This window comes from Kitasatospora sp. NPDC092039 (assembly GCF_044756065.1).
GTDB lineage: Bacteria > Actinomycetota > Actinomycetes > Streptomycetales > Streptomycetaceae > Kitasatospora.
This window is the reverse complement of record NZ_JBIVSD010000001.1, coordinates 520,586-536,456: the sequence shown is the minus strand read 5'-3', so window position 1 is coordinate 536,456 and position 15,871 is coordinate 520,586. Positions and strand designations below refer to the sequence as shown.

15 protein-coding genes are annotated in these 15,871 nt (G+C 73.9%); 8 read left to right on the top strand and 7 right to left on the bottom strand.

The window, feature by feature from the left end:
• Nucleotides 1-4: 4 nt before the first annotated feature.
• Together ACIQI7_RS02350 and ACIQI7_RS02345 are read right to left on the bottom strand one after the other, a co-directional pair.
• Nucleotides 5-949, bottom strand: coding sequence for an NAD-dependent epimerase/dehydratase family protein (locus ACIQI7_RS02350; protein WP_401104047.1), 945 nt, complete (start codon nucleotides 947-949; stop codon nucleotides 5-7).
• Between the two features lie 30 nt (nucleotides 950-979).
• Nucleotides 980-2,104 carry a DegT/DnrJ/EryC1/StrS family aminotransferase gene (locus tag ACIQI7_RS02345; protein WP_401104045.1) on the bottom strand — a complete coding sequence of 375 codons (1,125 nt, stop codon included), beginning with the start codon at nucleotides 2,102-2,104 and terminating at the stop codon, nucleotides 980-982.
• Between the two features lie 380 nt (nucleotides 2,105-2,484).
• On the opposite strand from ACIQI7_RS02345, the gene ACIQI7_RS02340 reads away from it, so the two are divergent.
• From ACIQI7_RS02340 to ACIQI7_RS02330, 3 genes are all read left to right on the top strand, one after another.
• Nucleotides 2,485-4,686: an MMPL family transporter gene (locus ACIQI7_RS02340; RefSeq protein ID WP_401104042.1), complete on the top strand. Its 2,202-nt coding sequence runs from the start codon at nucleotides 2,485-2,487 to the stop codon at nucleotides 4,684-4,686.
• A 262-nt stretch (nucleotides 4,687-4,948) separates the two neighbouring features.
• Complete coding sequence (locus ACIQI7_RS02335) at nucleotides 4,949-6,310, top strand: sensor histidine kinase (protein ID WP_401104040.1); 1,362 nt, start codon at nucleotides 4,949-4,951, stop codon at nucleotides 6,308-6,310.
• A complete protein-coding gene (locus ACIQI7_RS02330) occupies nucleotides 6,307-6,984 on the top strand; it encodes a response regulator (RefSeq protein WP_401104038.1) in 678 nt (225 codons plus the stop codon). Before ACIQI7_RS02335 ends, ACIQI7_RS02330 begins: the two co-directional genes overlap by 4 nt.
• A gap of 60 nt (nucleotides 6,985-7,044) precedes the next feature.
• On the opposite strand, the gene ACIQI7_RS02325 is transcribed toward ACIQI7_RS02330, so the two are convergent.
• Together ACIQI7_RS02325 and ACIQI7_RS02320 are read right to left on the bottom strand one after the other, a co-directional pair.
• Nucleotides 7,045-7,506, bottom strand: a complete 462-nt coding sequence (locus ACIQI7_RS02325; RefSeq protein WP_401104035.1) for a GNAT family N-acetyltransferase — start codon at nucleotides 7,504-7,506, stop codon at nucleotides 7,045-7,047.
• Nucleotides 7,507-7,721: 215 nt separating this feature from the next.
• Complete coding sequence (locus ACIQI7_RS02320; protein ID WP_401104552.1) at nucleotides 7,722-8,537, bottom strand: SAM-dependent methyltransferase; 816 nt, start codon at nucleotides 8,535-8,537, stop codon at nucleotides 7,722-7,724.
• A 253-nt stretch (nucleotides 8,538-8,790) separates the two neighbouring features.
• Between ACIQI7_RS02320 and ACIQI7_RS02315 the strand changes: the two genes are divergently transcribed.
• From ACIQI7_RS02315 to ACIQI7_RS02300, 4 genes are all read left to right on the top strand, one after another.
• Complete coding sequence (locus ACIQI7_RS02315; RefSeq protein WP_387753328.1) at nucleotides 8,791-9,138, top strand: PRC-barrel domain-containing protein; 348 nt, start codon at nucleotides 8,791-8,793, stop codon at nucleotides 9,136-9,138.
• A gap of 160 nt (nucleotides 9,139-9,298) precedes the next feature.
• Nucleotides 9,299-9,565, top strand: coding sequence for a metal-sensitive transcriptional regulator (locus ACIQI7_RS02310; protein WP_380573425.1), 267 nt, complete (start codon nucleotides 9,299-9,301; stop codon nucleotides 9,563-9,565).
• 311 nt (nucleotides 9,566-9,876) lie between these two features.
• Nucleotides 9,877-10,350, top strand: a complete 474-nt coding sequence (locus ACIQI7_RS02305; protein WP_401104030.1) for a VOC family protein — start codon at nucleotides 9,877-9,879, stop codon at nucleotides 10,348-10,350.
• A 4-nt stretch (nucleotides 10,351-10,354) separates the two neighbouring features.
• Nucleotides 10,355-10,804 carry an SRPBCC domain-containing protein gene (locus ACIQI7_RS02300; protein ID WP_401104028.1) on the top strand — a complete coding sequence of 150 codons (450 nt, stop codon included), beginning with the start codon at nucleotides 10,355-10,357 and terminating at the stop codon, nucleotides 10,802-10,804.
• 123 nt (nucleotides 10,805-10,927) lie between these two features.
• Here the strand turns inward: ACIQI7_RS02300 and ACIQI7_RS02295 are convergent, their stop codons facing one another.
• Nucleotides 10,928-12,181, bottom strand: a complete 1,254-nt coding sequence (locus tag ACIQI7_RS02295; RefSeq protein ID WP_401104025.1) for an aromatic acid exporter family protein — start codon at nucleotides 12,179-12,181, stop codon at nucleotides 10,928-10,930.
• Between the two features lie 80 nt (nucleotides 12,182-12,261).
• Nucleotides 12,262-12,996 carry a polyprenol monophosphomannose synthase gene (locus tag ACIQI7_RS02290; RefSeq protein ID WP_401104024.1) on the bottom strand — a complete coding sequence of 245 codons (735 nt, stop codon included), beginning with the start codon at nucleotides 12,994-12,996 and terminating at the stop codon, nucleotides 12,262-12,264.
• Nucleotides 12,997-13,177: 181 nt separating this feature from the next.
• Between ACIQI7_RS02290 and ACIQI7_RS02285 the strand changes: the two genes are divergently transcribed.
• On the top strand, nucleotides 13,178-14,008 hold the full coding sequence (locus ACIQI7_RS02285; protein ID WP_401104022.1) for a hypothetical protein: 831 nt from the start codon (nucleotides 13,178-13,180) through the stop codon (nucleotides 14,006-14,008).
• 10 nt (nucleotides 14,009-14,018) lie between these two features.
• Here ACIQI7_RS02285 and ACIQI7_RS02280 read toward each other — a convergent pair whose 3' ends face one another.
• Entirely contained in the window at nucleotides 14,019-15,602 is a 1,584-nt protein-coding gene (locus tag ACIQI7_RS02280) for a N,N-dimethylformamidase beta subunit family domain-containing protein (RefSeq protein WP_401104549.1), read from the bottom strand.
• Nucleotides 15,603-15,871: the final 269 nt, after the last annotated feature.

The window sequence follows — 15,871 nt, the reverse complement described above, 5'->3', positions numbered from 1 at the left end:
TCCGTCAGGCGCCGGCGGCCGGGCCGGCGGCGGCCCGGTACCAGTCCGCGTAGCGCCGCACGCCGTCCGTGAAGTTGGTCCTCGGCGACCAGCCCAGCAGCCGCTTGGCCTGCGCGGAGGAGATCCGCCGCCCCGCGTAGTCGGCCTTGCGCCCGTCGATGTGCTCGATGGTGACGGGCCCCAGCAGGCCGTCCACGGTGTCGGCGATGTCCCGCACCGAGACCGCCGTCGAGCCCTCCAGGGCGAAGGTCTGGTCCTCGGCGGCGGGGGAGAGGGCCCGGACGTGGGCGTCGGCGAGGTCCTCGACGTAGACGAAGTTGCGGCTCTGCCGGCCGTCCCCGGCGATGGTGATCGGCCGGCCGGCCAGCGCGGCCTGGACGAACCGGGCGACGACCAGCTCGTCCCGCATCCGGGGCCCGTACGGGATGCCGTAGCGCAGGATGGTGAAGTGCTGCCCGTAGAGCTCGCGGTAGCTGTGCACCAGCATCTCGGCGGCGAGCTTGGTGGCCACGTACAGGTGGCCGCTGTGCTCCAGCTCGATCGGCACGTGCTCGTCCAACTCCTGCTCCCCGCCTTCGAGTTGCTCGTCGGCGAGGGCGGCTCCGTACACCCAGACGGTGCTCGCCAGCACGGTCCGGCTGAGGCCGCTGCGGCGGGCGGCCTCCAGCACGGCCTCGGTGCCGTCGATGTTGGTCCGCACCGCGCGGACCGGGTCCGCGCGAACCTGCTCGACGTCGGCCATGGCCGCCAGGTGGTAGACCACCTCGCTGCCGGCCAGCGCCGCGGTGAGGGCCTTGAGGTCGAGGACGTCGAGCCGCGCGTGCTCGGCGTCCGGGTTGAGGTACTTGTCGGTGGTGTCCACCGCGAGGACGTCGTGGCCGGCCGCGATCAGGTGGTCCACGACGTGTGAGCCGATGAACCCGCAGCCCCCGGTGACGGCTATCCGCACGATCTTGCTCCCTTCGCTCCGGCTGCCCGGCTATCCGGCCAGTCGCCGGTACACCGCGGAGACGGCGTCGACCACCTGCTCCGTCTCGTCCTCGGTCATGTCGGAGTGCACCGGCAGGCAGACCTGCCGGGCGCAGACGTCCTCGGCCACCGGCAGCGGCCCGCGCCGGTACGGGGCCAGGACCGGCTGGAGGTGCAGCGGCAGGTCGTAGACCTCACCGGACAGCCGCACCCCGTGCTCCTCGGCCACCGCCCGCTTGAACTCCGCGCGGTCCACCCCGGCGGGCAGCAGCGCCACGTACTTGTAGTAGTTGCCGCGGCAGCCGGGCGGTTCGAGCACCGGGTCGAGGCCGTCCAGCCCGGCCAGCGCGGCGTCGTAGCGGCGGGCCACGGCCCGGCGGGTCTCGATGAACTCCTTCAGCCGGCGCAGGTGCACCGCGCCGATCGCGGCGTGCGGCTCGCTCATCCGCCAGGAGTAGCCGAGCTTCACGTGGTGGTTGGTGGTGAAGGAGCCCTTGCCCTGGTCGCGGTGGATCCGGGCCTCGTCGCGCAGCTCCGGCGACTCGGTGAGGATCATCCCGCCCTCGCCGCTGGTGGTGACCTTGGTCGGGTAGAAGGAGAAGGCCCCGGCCAGGCCGAAGGTCCCGGCGGCGCGCCCGTCGAAGCTGCTGCCGTGGGCGTGCGCGGCGTCCTCGACCAGCGGGACGCCGCGCCGGTCGCACAGCGCGCGCAGCTCGTCGACCCGCGGGCCGACCAGCCCGCCGATGTGCACCAGGACGACCGCGGCGGTGTCCGGGGTGAGCGCCGCCGCCAGGGTCTCGGGGGAGAGCGCGAGGGTGGCCGGGTCGACGTCGGCGAAGACCGGACGCCCGCCCGCGTGCACCACCGCTCCGGCGGTCGCGTAGAAGGTGACGGCGGGGACGACCACGTCGCGGCCCCGGACGTCGATGCAGCGCAGGATCACCTCCAGCGCCGCCGTGCCGCTGCTCACCGCGACGGCGTACGAGGCGCCGTGCTCGGCGGCGAAGGCCTGTTCGAAGCGCTCGGTCCACGGGCCGAGGGTCAGCGCCCCGGTGGTGAGCATCTCGGTCACCGCTTCGGCGACCGCCGCGCGGTCGCTCTCGTCGAACACGATGCGGGCGGCTGGAACGCCCATGGGGCACCTCCGGCGGCGGGCTGCGAAAGCAGCACCGATCGGGTGGGATCCTCCCGAACCGCACGTCGGCGGACGGGTCAGGTCACATCACGCTACTTCGCCCACCGGTCCGCGGCCCGCCGTCGCGGCCCGCACGGGTGACCGGAACTGCTTCCGCCGCAGGTGGGGGCGCTGCTCCGGGCGCAGGGCGTGCGCTCCTCCGTACGGGGGAGGGGACTACTGCGTCCGTAGTACGCAAACGGCCTGCGCAGGGACGACGACGGAGCAGGGGTCGGCGATCAAGGATTGGCCATGCTGCGGCGGACCGCGTCCATCCGGACGTCAGGCCCGCCGTGGCGCGTCCCGTTTCCGAGACCGCATCCGAAGGAGTCCGCTCTCCCGTGGCCACGTTCCTCTACCGTCTGGGCCGATGGACCTTCGTCCGGCGCCGGCTGGTGACCTTCCTCTGGGTCGCCGTGCTGGCCGCCGTCGGGGTCCTGGCGGCCAAGGCGCCCGCCGCACCCGACGACGGCTTCGCGATGCCCGGCACGGAAGCGCAGAAGGCCTTCGACCTGATGAACGAGCGCTTCCCCGGCGGCCACGCCGACGGGGCCTCGGCGCGCCTGGTGTTCGTCGCCCCCTCCGGCCAGAAGATCACCGCCGCCCCCAACCAGCAGGCGGTCGAGCGGACGGTCGACGAGCTCGCCGGCTCCGAGCAGGTCACCGCCGCGGTGAACCCGTTCAGGACGCCGGGGGCCGTCTCCGCGGACGGCAGCACCGCGTACGCGACGGTCAGCTACTTTGCCAAGGCGGGCGAGGTCTCCGAGGGCGCCACCGACGCCCTGGAGCAGGCCGCCCAGCACGGCCGGGACGCCGGGCTCAAGGTCGAGATCGGCGGCACCGCCCTGACGGCCAAGCCCGAGGCGGGCGGCAGCAGCGAGGCGATCGGCATGGCGCTGTCCGCCGTCGTGCTGGTGATCACCTTCGGCTCGCTGGTCGCGGCCGGCCTGCCGCTGCTCACCGCGGTCGTCGGCGTCGGCCTCGGCATGGCGCTGATCACCGCGCTGGGCAGCACCCTGGGGCTCTCCGCCACCACCGGCACGCTCGCCATGATGCTCGGCCTCGCGGTCGGCATCGACTACGCGGTGTTCATCGTCTCCCGTTACCGCGCCGAGCTCGCCGAGGGCCGCACGCCCGAGGAGGCGGCGGGCCGGGCCGTCGGCACCGCCGGGTCCGCGGTGGTCTTCGCCGGCCTCACCGTCGTGATCGCGCTCGCCGGCCTCTCCGTGGTCGGCATCCCGATCCTGGCCAAGATGGGCATGGCCGCCGCCGGCACCGTGGTGATAGCCGTGCTGGTCGCCCTCACCCTGGTCCCCGCGCTGCTCGGCTTCCTCGGCCGCAAGGTGCTCCCGCGCAAGGTCCGCAGGGCCCGCGGCGCGGCGGCCCCGGCCGCGAAGGAGAACGGCGGTGCCCGCTGGGCCCGCTTCATCCTGCGCCGCCCGCTCGCGGTGCTGCTCGGCGGTGTGATCGGTCTCGGCGTGCTCGCCGCCCCCGCGCTGGACCTACGGCTCGGCCTGCCGGGGGACGAGTCGAAGCCCACCTCCACCACCCAGCGCCGCGCCTACGACCTGCTCTCCGAGGGCTTCGGCCCCGGCTTCAACGGCCCGCTGACGGTCATGGTGGACGCCAAGGGCGTCGCCGACCCGAAGGCCGCCGCGGGCGAGGTCGCCAAGAAGGTCTCCGGGCTGCCCGGGGTCGTCGCGGTGACGCCGCCGATGTTCAACCAGGCGGGTGACACCGCCCTGCTCAACGCCGTCCCGGCGACCGGCCCGAGCGAGGCCGAGACCAAGGACATCGTGCACGCCATCCGTGCCGACGCGGCCGGTCTGAAGTCGGCCACCGGGGCGACGGTCCTGGTCAGCGGCACCACGGCGATGAACATCGACGTCTCGCAGAAGATGTCCGACGCGCTGGTGCCCTACCTCGCCGTGGTCGTCGGCCTCGCCGTCATCCTGCTGATGGTGGTCTTCCGCTCCGTCCTCGTCCCGCTGAAGGCGGCCCTCGGCTTCCTGCTCTCGGTGGTCGCCGCGCTCGGCGCCGTGGTCGCGGTCTTCCAGTGGGGCTGGCTGGCCGACCTGATCGGGGTGGAGCAGACCGGTCCGGTGATGAGCATGATGCCGATCTTCATGATCGGTGTGGTCTTCGGCCTCGCCATGGACTACGAGGTCTTCCTGGTCACCCGCATCCGCGAGGGCTACGTCCACGGGGAGCAGCCCGGCGAGGCGATCGTCACCGGCTTCCGGCACAACGCCCGGGTGGTCACCGCCGCCGCGTTCATCATGATCGCCGTCTTCGCGGGCTTCATCGGGATGAGCGAGCCGATGATCAAGATGATGGGCCTGGGCCTCGCCGCGGCCGTCGCCTTCGACGCCTTCCTCGTCCGGATGACCATCGTCCCGGCCGTCCTCGCCCTGCTCGGCCGCCGCGCATGGTGGCTGCCGCGCTGGCTCGACCGGCTGATACCGGACGTGGACGTCGAGGGCAGCAAGCTGGCGACCACCGCGCCCGAGCCGGCCCCGGCCCGGGAGTCGGTCCCCGTCTAGACCGCCACCGTCCCGGCCTGGCCCCGGCACCGCCCGGGGCCACCGGACGACACCCGGGCCTGCCGCGGTACCGCCGGGGCAGGCCGGGCCCTCTCGGCTCGGACAGCGGTTCGAGCCCAACCGTTACCGTTGCTGTCGGGGGCCACCGCCCGTACGGAGGCCCCCGACGCGCCCCGCCACGGCTCCGCCGGAGCCCGCGCGGCACGAACTGGAGCCGCCCGCCGACGGGCGCGGCCAGCGCCCCCGACCGGAGAGCACGACCATGAGCGAGACCTGGCAGCGCCTGCGCCGCGACCACCCCCGGCTGCTCGACGCGGCCGGAGGCGTGGCCCTGATCACGGTCACCGCCCTCGGCGCCACCACCGACCAGGCCGCCGGGAAGTTCGTCAAGGCCGACCCGACGACCTGCGCCCTCGCGCTCGTCGCGGCCCTCACCGTCTTCTTCCACCGCCGCTGGCCGCGCGCCGTGGTCGCCGTCACCCTGCTCTGCACCATGCTGCTCGCCTGGAGCAGCCCCCGGCTCACCCCGATGCTGGCCACCCCGCTGCTGCTCGCGCTCTACTTCCTCGCCGTCCGCACCGACCGGGCCACCGCCTTCCGCGCCTCGGTCCTCACCGCGGTGCTCCTCACCGGGATCGCCCTGCTGTTCGGCCCCAGCGGCCCGGTCGGCGAACGGATCGGCGTCCTGGCCTGGGCCCTGCTGCCCGGCGCCCTCGGCGACTCCATCCGCAACCGCCGCGCCCACCTCGCGGCCATCGAGGAGCGCGCCGAACGCGCCGAGCGCACCCGCGAGGAGGAGGCCCGCCGCCGGGTCGCCGACGAGCGCATCAGGATCGCCCGCGACCTGCACGACGTGGTGGCCCACCACATAGCCCTCGCCAACGCCCAGGCCGGCATCGCCGTCCACCTCATGGACAACCACCCCGTCCAGGCCCGCGAGGTGCTCAGCCACATCACCGACGCCACCGGCTCGGCCCTCCAGGAACTGCGCGCCACCGTCGGCCTGCTGCGCCGCGCCGAGGAGCCCGCCCCCCTCGAACCCACCCCCGGCCTCGACCGGCTGCCCGAGCTGATCAACACCTTCGAGCGGGCCGGCCTGCCGGTCCGGCTCACCGTGAACGGCGAGGCCCGCCCGCTGTCGCCCGGTGTGGACCTCACCGCCTTCCGGATCGTCCAGGAGTCGCTGACCAACGTGGCCAAGCACGCCCACGGCGCCGACGCCGAGATCACCCTGGCCTACAGCGGCAGCCGGGTCGCGGTCAGCGTCGCCAACGGCCGCCCGACCGCGACCAGCCGCCCCCGCGCCGTGCCCCTGCCCCAGCACCCGCCGAGCGAGGGCGGCTTCGGACTGATCGGCATGCGCGAACGGGCCGGCGCGGTCGGCGGCCGGCTCAGCGCCGACCGGCGGCCCGACGGCGGCTTCCTGGTCACCGCCGAACTGCCGCTGCGCACCGGCGCCCGCGACGACGGCCCGGAGGCCGCCGGAGTCTTCACCGCCGCCGACGTCGCCCGGGCCGCCCGGGCCGTGCGGACCGCCGGTACCGATCACCCGACACCAGCCGAAGGACAGGCCGGCGCCGCCCGAGCGGACGGCGCCGTTCGAGAGGACAGGGACCACGCATGACCATCCGGGTACTGCTCGCCGACGACCAGGCCCTGCTGCGCGGCGCCTTCCGCCTGCTGATCGACGCGGAGGAGGACATGGAGGTGGTCGGCGAGGCCGCCGACGGCCGGGAGGCCGTCGCGCTCGCCCGGGCCACCAAACCCGACATCGTGCTGATGGACATCCGGATGCCCGGCGTCGACGGCCTCGGCGCCACCGCCGAGATCTGCGGCGACGAGGAGCTGTCCGGCACCCGGGTGCTCATCCTCACCACCTTCGAGATAGACGAGTACGTGGCCCAGGCGCTGCGCGCGGGCGCCGGAGGCTTCCTCGGCAAGGGTGCCGACCCGAAGGAACTGCTCGCCGCCGTCCGCACCGTCGCGGCGGGCGAGGCACTCCTCTCGCCCGCCGCGACCCGGGCCGTGATCGACCAGTTCCTGGCCCAGCCGGAGCGGGCCTCCGCCGCGCCCACGAGCGAGCGGCTCTCGGTCCTGACCGCCCGCGAGCGCGAGGTGATGTCGATGGCCGCCACCGGCCTCACCAACGAGGAGATCGCCGAGCGGATGTTCGTCAGCCCCTTCACCGTCCGTACCCACGTCCACCGGGCGATGTCCAAGCTCGACGCGCGGGACCGCGCCCAGCTCGTCGCCATCGCCTACCAGACCGGATTGGTCCCGCCCGGCCGCCCGGCCTGAGCCGCCCGTTCCGAGCCGCCCGGGATGGGCCGCCCGGGATGGGTCCGGGCCGGGGCCGGATCAGGCCTGGGGCCGCTCCGCTCCCGGACGCGGCGTCCGGACACGGGGGAGGCCGAAGGCGGACATCTCCTTCTCCTCGTACGAGAGGAAGCCCAGTGAGCGGTAGAAGGCGTGGTTCCGCACGCCCTCCGGGGTGGACTCGTGGTCGGTGGAGAGCAGGAAGAACCGGCAGTGGGCGTAGCGGTCCATCAGGTGCTCCATCAACGCGCGCCCCACGCCCTTCCGGTGGTGGCGCGGGTGCACCAGTACGTCCTGGACGTAGCAGACCGCCTCGTCGTCCGAGACGGTGCGGGCCAAGCCGAGCAGTTCCCCCGACTCGTCGCGCGCGGTCACGACCAGGTGGGAGTTGGCCAGGCCGCGCAGCAGCTTGTCGACATCGCTGGTGTAGCCCTCCCACTCCACCGCGTCGTACAGCGCGAACACCTCGTCGCGGTCGAACTCCACCTCGCGGGCGATGATCACACGGCCTCCCCGATCACGCGACTCCCCCGGAGCCGCCGTCCTGACGTGCTCGAACCGCCCATCCTTCACGAGCGGTCCGATCCTCTCAACGTGGTCTGGACCACACGGGCCACACGGGCCACACAGACCGAGCGGGCCACGCGGACCACGCGGGCCACACGGGGCGCGAGGGAGAGTCCGTCGGCCGGATTCCCGTGCGACGACGCCGTCCGCCGTCAGGGCTTGCGGGCCACCGCGCCGTACATGCTGACGCGGTCGGCGCCGGAGCCCGGGGCGGTGTCGGGGCGCCAGAGGGGGACGGTGGTGATGCCGGGGGCGAGGAGGTCGAGGCCGTCGAAGAAGGCCCGGACCTCCTCGCGGGAGCGGCCGACCAGGGGCGCGGTCGCCTTGTCGTAGACGCCGGTGACCCGGTCGCGGATCTCGGCCGGGATGAAGTCGGCGGTCCCGTGCGAGAGGACGAGGTGGCTGCCGGAGGGCAGGGTGTCCAGGAGGGTGGCGAGGACCTGGTGGGGCTTGTCCTCGTCCCGCAGGAAGTGGAGGACGGCGGCGAGGACGAGTCCGACCGGGCGGGAGAAGTCGAGCAGCCCCACCTCCCGGACGGCGTCCAGCAGGGCGTCGGGCTCGCGCAGGTCGGCCTGGATGACGGTGGTGCGGCCCGGGCCGGATCCGGCCATCAGGGCGCGGGCGTGGCTGAGCACGATCGGGTCGTTGTCCACGTAGACCACCCGCGCGCCCGGCCGGGCCGTCTGGGCGATCTCATGGGTGTTGCCGACGGTCGGTATGCCGGTGCCGATGTCGAGGAACTGGTCGACGCCGAGGTCGGCGACGCACCGCACCGCCCGGGTGAGGAAGCCGCGGTTCGCGCGGGCGGTGGAGCGGAACTCCGGGTTGGCGGCGAGCGCCTTCTCGGCGGCGGCGCGGTCGGCGGGGAAGTTGTCCTTCCCGCCCAGGTAGTAGTCGTACATCCGGGCCGGGTGCGGCACGTCGGGCCGCAGGTCGGCCGCGATCCCGGCCTCGCCGGACTCCCACATGTCCTCGTATCCCACGGCTGCCGCCTCCTCCGCACAGAAATCACTGGTTGATCCACTCGCGCCCTTGCTGGCGGACAGCCTAAAGCCCAGGTCACGGGCCCGGTACCGGTTGGTCGGGTCACCCCCATATGTCCCTGTTCGTAGGGTGGGGGAGGACGGCGGCTCACCGCGCGCCGCCGCCGCTCCCGTCGCAGGATGGGAGTTCGGGCAGTGGAACAGCCGGGGACGGGAGGTCGGGTCCGTGGTCATCGCAATGGCAGACATCCGCGAGTGGCGCGGCCACGCCGTGGTCGACGAGAAGGGCCACCGCATCGGTTCGTTGGAGTCGGTCTACGTGGAGACGGCCACTGACGAGCCGTTCTTCGTCACCGTCACGGTCGGTTTCGCCGGTCGGCGCCGCCTGGCGTTCGTGCCGCTGGACGGGGCCGTGGCCGGACCGGACTACCTCCGCGTGGCGTACCCGCGCAACCAGGTCAAGCAGGCTCCGGCGATCGGCACCGACGACGTCCTGCCCGCCGAGGACGAGCCCGCCGTGTTCGCGCACTACGAGCTGCCGTACGCGACCGGCGCCGGCGGCGAGCGCCGCCTGGCCCGCCGCTGAGCCGCACCGCTGAGCTCCGCCGCTGAGCCGCGCCGCGCTGCCGCCGGACCAGCCGGCCCCGCCGGGACGGCCGTGCCGGGCGGCGACTCCCGCGATCCGGGAATGAATACCCCGCCGGGTACACTTGTCCATCGACAGTCGATGTGAAAGGCGGCCCGACATGCAGGTGGACGAGGAGGCGGTCGGCGCGGTCCTGAACCGGCTGCGTCGCGCCCAGGGCCAGTTGGCCGGAGTGATCGCGATGATCGAGGCGGGCCGGGACTGCAAGGACGTGGTCACCCAGCTCGCCGCCGTCTCGCGCGCCCTCGACCGGGCGGGGTTCAAGATCGTCGCGAGCGGCATGCGCCAGTGCATGGCCGCCGCCGACGGGGACGCGCCGCCGATGAGCGAGGCCGAGCTGGAGAAGCTGTTCCTCGCCCTGGCCTGACCGCCGGCAGCCCGAGCCCGAGACCACGCCCGCCCGGAGGGCCGCGACGTTTCACCCGTCGCGGCCCTCTGCGGCTGCCCGCGGACGTCCCGTGACGCCCGGTGCCCCGTCACCCGTCCGTCACCCGCCCGTTCACCCAGTGGCCGCTGGCCTTCGGACGAATGAAGCCACCGCAGTTGTCCGGCCAACTGTCCCGGGACAGCCCCGCAGCTGTCCCGTACGGCCGACCGCGGCGTCGGCCGGGGCGCCGATCCGGTGACCCCCGGCCGTGGCTCGGCCGCCCCGTCGCGGCCCGCCGCTACCGTCGGCGCATGCAGAAAATCACCACCTTCCTCTGGTTCGACGACCAGGCCGAAGAGGCCGCCGCCTTCTACACCACGCTGTTCCCGAACTCCCGGATCACCGGCATCACCCGCTACGGCGAGGCCGGCCCCGGCCCGGCAGGCTCGGTGATGACCGTCGGGTTCGAGCTCGCCGGCCGCGAGTACACGGCCCTCAACGGCGGCCCCGAGTTCCGCTTCACCGAGGCGATCTCGCTCCAGGTCGAGTGCGATGACCAGCGGGAGGTCGACGAGCTCTGGGCCCGGCTCACCGCCGACGGCGGCCAGGAGGGCCCGTGCGGCTGGCTGAAGGACCGGTACGGCCTCTCCTGGCAGATCACCCCGCGGGTGCTGCTCGACCTGATCGCCGACGAGGACCGGGACAAGGCGGGCCGGGTGATGGCGGCCATGCTGCGGATGCAGAAGATCGAGATCCAGCCGCTGCTCGACGCGGCCGAGGGCTGAGGCCGTGACCGCCCTCAGCCACCGCGGCGTCACCTACCTGCGGGCCACCCCCGAACGGGTCTGGCACGCGCTGACCAACGCCGACGAGTCCGGCCTCTACTGGGGCCACCGCAACGTCTCCACCTGGCTGCCCGGCGCGCCCTGGGAGCACCAGCGGACCGACGACTCCGGCGTCGCCGACGTGATCGGCACCGTCGAGGCGGTCGACCGCCCGCACCGGCTGGTCACCACCTGGGCCGGGCCGCAGGAGCAGCGCGCCGGCTGGCCCTCCCGGGTCACCTTCGAGCTCCAGGGCTGGCAGGACCTCACCCGGCTCACCGTGACCCACGAGAACCTCGCCGACGAGGCCGAGCAGGCGGACGCCGAACGGGGCTGGTCGGCGGTGCTCGCCAACCTCAAGACCTACCTGGAGACCGGCCACCCGCTGCCCCAGCAGCCCTGGCTGATGCCCTGACCCCCCGCCTCGCTGAGCCCCTGCCTCGCTGACACCTTGAACCCCTGAGCCATGAACCCCTGAGCCCTGAACCCCCCGAGCCCTGACCGCCGCCGCTCCGGGAACCGGCGAACGGCGCCCGGCCTACGCCGCCGGGCGCTCCGCCGGGACGGACGCCCGGCCGCCGCGGACCCGCTCGCCGCGCACCACCCGGCGCAGCCAGGCGTAGCGGGAGAACCGCTCCCGGTTCGCCACCGAGGCCCGGTCCAGTTCCTCCATCAGCCGCCGACTGCGGTGCTCCAGGTCCAGCTCGTCCAGGATGCGGTCCACCTCGGCCAGCATCGAACCGTGCAGCTGCCAGGCCTCCGGGTGCTCCTGGACCTTGCGCAGCAGCAGCTGGGCGACGTTCTCCCGGCAGGCCCAGGCCGCCGTCAGCTCGGCGGTCAGCCGGTCCTCCGCCTCCTCGGCGTTCCGGCTCACCTGGGTGGTCACCAGCACCGCGAAGCTCACCATCGCGTCGCCGACGTGCGCCAGCAGTTCCTCCAGCGCCACCGCGACGTCCGGCGGGAAGAGCCGTTCCTCGGGTCCGCGCTTCTTGGCCAGGTCGGTCAGCGAGCGGGCCAGCACCCGGATCACCACCACGCAGATCTCCAGGGTGTCCAGCCCGGTGCGCAGCACCAGCCGGGACAGCAGCCCCTCGCTGATCCGCGGGTTGAACCGCAGGCTGTCCTCGGCCTGGCGCAGCGCCGCGTCCACGTCCGCGATCGCCTGGTCCAGCCGGCGGGCCTCGTGCAGCCGCTCGGCGGCCCGGGCCACCGGGGTGGGGCGGCCCAGCTCCTCGGAGATGTCGAGCAGCAGTTGGCGGGCCCGCCGGGCGAGGTCCTCGATCGACTCCCCGGCTGTGTCCACCCAGACCGGAGGCGCGAACAGCAGGTTGAACAGCAGGCCGACGGCGGCGCCGATGAGCGTCTCCAGTACCCGGTCCCAGGCCTGCGAGGCCAGCTTGGTCACGCCCAGGATCAGCATCGCGCTGATCGCGACCTCCTGGACGAACTCCTCGACCCGGACGAACCGGCCGACGACCAGCGAGGACAGGATGATCAGTCCGAGGCTCCACCAGGAGAGCCCGACCACGGCGCTGAACCCGATGGCGATCAGCACCCCGACCACCACCGAGTTGACCCGGCGGATGCTGGTCTTGAGCGTCGAGTAGACGGTGACCTGGACGACCAGCAGCGCGGTCAGCGGTGCCGTCAATGGGGCGGGCTCGCTGCTCAGCGCCGTCGCCACGGCATAGGAGATGGTGGCCGCGACGGTGGCCCGGATCGTCTGGACCACGAAGGGTTCTCGGGCGCTGCGGCGGACCAGGTCCGTGAGTCTCTCCGGGAGAAGGGCCATGTCGCCCTTCTTTCCCCGCGGCCGCCCTTCACACCGCCTCCGGAGCCGTTCGGCACCCGTACGCCAGCATCGGACCGTCGTCAGCCCTCGCGGTTGAAGCGCAGCTTCCAGGGCGCCAGCGCGGACTCGACCTGCACGCCCATGCTCATCTTGGAGGCGCCCTCGATCCGCTCCTCGAAGCGGATCGGCACCTCGCGGATCGTCATGCCCTGCCTGACGACCCGGTAGTTCATCTCGACCTGGAAGGAGTAGCCGTTGCTCTGCACGGTCGGCAGGTCGATGGAGCGCAGGGTGCCGGCCCGCCAGGCCTTGAAACCGGCGGTGGCGTCCTTCACCCCGAGGCTGAGGATCGCGTTGACGTAGAAGTTCGCCCAGGTGGAGAGCGCCTTGCGGTGCCAGGGCCACTCCTCGGCGGTCGAACCGCCGTCCACGTAGCGGGAGCCCAGCACCACGGCGGTGTCGTCGGCGAGCAGCGTCTCGACCATCGCGGGTATCGCCGAGGCCGGGTGGGAGAGGTCGGCGTCCATCTGCACCACGATGTCGGCGCCCTCGTCCAGGGCCCTCGCCATGCCGGCCAGGTAGGCCCGGCCGAGGCCGTCCTTCTCGGTGCGGTGCAGCACGCCCACGGTTCCGCCGGAGTCAGCGGCGAGCTTGTCGGCGACCTCGCCGGTGCCGTCGGGGGAGCTGTCGTCGACCACCAGCAGGTGCAGGTTGGGCACCGGGAGCTCCGCGAGCATGCCCGCGAGGACCGGGAGGTTCTCCCGCTCGTTGTACGTGGGGACGACCACAACGACCTTGGGGGAGGCCTCGACCATGTTCTGTTTCCCTCGTGCCTGCTCCGGATGGGACTGTGCGAGTGTATCGGGGGCGCCGGGCGGCTCCGGCCCCGGCTCGGTGGGGCCGATGCCCCGACCCACCGGGGCGGACACCCGTTCGATCACGATGCGGTACCGTGACGGGCCGCAAACGTCGGAACGGCCCCTCCGGAGAGTTCTCATGACGTCCCGTCGCACCACCGCCCTGCCCGCCACCGCCCTGGTCCTCGCGGTGGCCGCCGTGTCGACGCTGACCGGGTGCGCCGCCGGCTCCACGCCGTCGACCGCCCGAACGACCGGAGCGTCCGCCCGAACGACCGGAGCGTCCGCCGGCACCACCGCTGCGCCCGCCGAGGCGACCGGAGCGCCCGCCGACGCGAGCGGCGCCTTCGACCCCGTGGCCGCGATCGCCCACCGCTCCTGGGAGCCGTACGCCGCGACCTTCGAGATGACCGTCGAGACGGGCGAGGGCGACGCCAAGGAGGTGACCACCGTCGCGGGCCGGTCGAACCACAACACCCCGGCCGAGGGCTCCCGCCTGGAGTCCCGAATGGTCCGCGGGTCCGACGTGCTGGCCTGGGAGGAGACGGTGACCATCGACCAGGTCGTCTACCGGCGGGACAAGGCGAACGGCGAGTCCCGGTGGTCGAAGGACCAGAAGTCCCCGGCGGCTGCCGGAAGCAGCGCGGAAGACAAGGACGGCTACGCCAAGGCCCTGTTGGACGCCGGACCCGCCGCTCGCGAGGGCATGGAGACCGAGGCGGGGGTGCCGGTGTTCCACCTGAGCGCCAGTCTCTCCCCGGCCGAGCTGCGCCGCGCGGACCCGAGCTACGGGGTGGAACGGCAGAACCAGGGCGTGGACGCGGGCGACTGCCAGGTGTGGATCGACCGGTTCGGCCGGACGGTCCGGGCCGAGCTGTCGACCGTGGTCGCCGGAAAACCGGTCGTGACGAAGGAGCGGTACTCGGACTTCGGTCCCGCGGAGACCTTCACCCCGCCGGCCGTCGGCTGAGCCCGGCCGGCTACGCCGTGCCGTAGACGGCGGCGAGGTTGTCCCGCGCCGGGCGGGTGCGGCCGGCCGGGCCGGCGGCGAAGGCGCGCAGGACGTTCTCGGTGACCTGGCGGACCAGGTCCCCGGCGTGCGAGTCGATGCCGTGGTCGGCCCTGCCGCCGCCGGGGCCGCGGGCCTCCAGCGCCTCGACCCAGCGCATCGTCCCGGTGGCGAACACCCCGGCACCGCTCGGCACGGTGTGGTAGGCGGTGTCGGAGTGGGAGCGGCGGCCGTCGCAGACCACCGGGGAGTGGGCGATCACCTCGATCGGGCGCGGGGTCGGGAAGCCGGTGTCCACCCGGTCGTACTCGACCCCGACCAGGTGCGGGAAGGACGCCCCCGCCGCGACGCCCGTCCCCTCGAAGGCCCAGTGCCCGGGCGAGGTGACCACGTACGGGGCGTCCACCGGGTAGCCGTCGTAGAGGACGCCGAGCATCGCGCTCTCCGGGTCGGCGTCCGGGCCGACCCGGAAGTCGGTGGTCGCCGGGGCGCCCGCCCGGTGGCCCGGGTCCTGCGCCCAGGCGTCCTTGTAGCAGACCACGGTGCGGTCCGGCCCGAGCTCGGTCGGCTCGAACCGCACCCGGCGGTAGCAGCAGTTGGCGCCCAGGACCGCCAGGTTGGTGCCGGCGTCCCTGGCCGCGACCACGTTGGCCCGCTGCTCGGGCGACCAGTACTCGTCGTGACCCAGGGACAGGACGGCGCTGGCCCCGGTCAGCAGGCCGGGCTCGCGGGCCACGTCGATCCCGGTGGTGTAGGCGAGCGGCAGGCCGAGCCGCTCGGCGAGGGCGACCAGCGGCGCCTCGTAGACCAGGAACAGCCCGGCGCCGTGGTCGTAGTCGTACGGCCGGTCGAAGACGACCCGCAGCGAGCGGGTGGCCAGGCCGCCGGTCGGGCCGTTGTAGAGGCTGTGGCCGCCCCACTCGTTGTAGGCCTGCCAGGTCGCGGGGGCGCTCATGATCACGGTCCGGCCGGCGGTGCTCGGGGAACGGACGGTGAGCGGGACGTAGCACCGTCCGGAGCCGTCCTCGGCGTCCAGCCGCAGCAGGTAGGCGCCCTCGGGCCAGCCGGCGGTGTCCACCGCGAGGGTGCGCTGCCAGCCGGTCAGCACGGTGCGGGTCGCCGGGTCCACGTGCGGCGCGGGCTGGCTGCCGCCGGGCACGTGCTCGCGGCGCCACACCAGCCGGGCGCGGGCGCCGTCGTACCAGCCCATCCGGTAGGCGGAGACGGTGAAGGCGGCGGCGGGGGTGGAGACGTGCAGGCCGAAGGGCTCGCCGGGCAGCACGCTGACCCGGTCGGCGAAGCCCTCGATGGCGCCGTCGGGGCCGGGGTCGGTGATCTCCCAGTCGGGGCTGCCGGGGAGGGAGCGCTCGCTCTCCGGAGCGGTGTGCCCGGCGGGGGCCGCGCCGTCAGGGGCGGGGGCGGGTCGGGGGACGGCCGGTTCGGTGGAGGCAGAGGCAGAGGCAGAGGCAGAGGCAGAGGCAGAGGGTGGGGCCGGGGCCGGGGCGGGGGCCTGCTCCGGGCGGCGGGGGCCGCAGGAGGTGACGGCGGCCGCCATCAGGCCCAGGCCCAGGATCCTCCGCCGGCTCGGCTCCACCACCGCGACCTCCCTGTTTCCGTGTCCGTGCCTGTACCGGCGCCGTGCCGCTGCCCGTGCCCGGGCCGGCGCCCGTGTCGGTGCCCGTGGGTGTGCCGACCCGGTCGTCAGTGGCGCGGACATCCTCGCGTGTTTCGCGAGGTCCGGGCAGACCGCCGTGCCCGCGCCGGCCGGGGCCGCGGGGCCGTCACCGGTGGGAACGGGCAGGTGGGAGGCGGCCCGTCACCGGG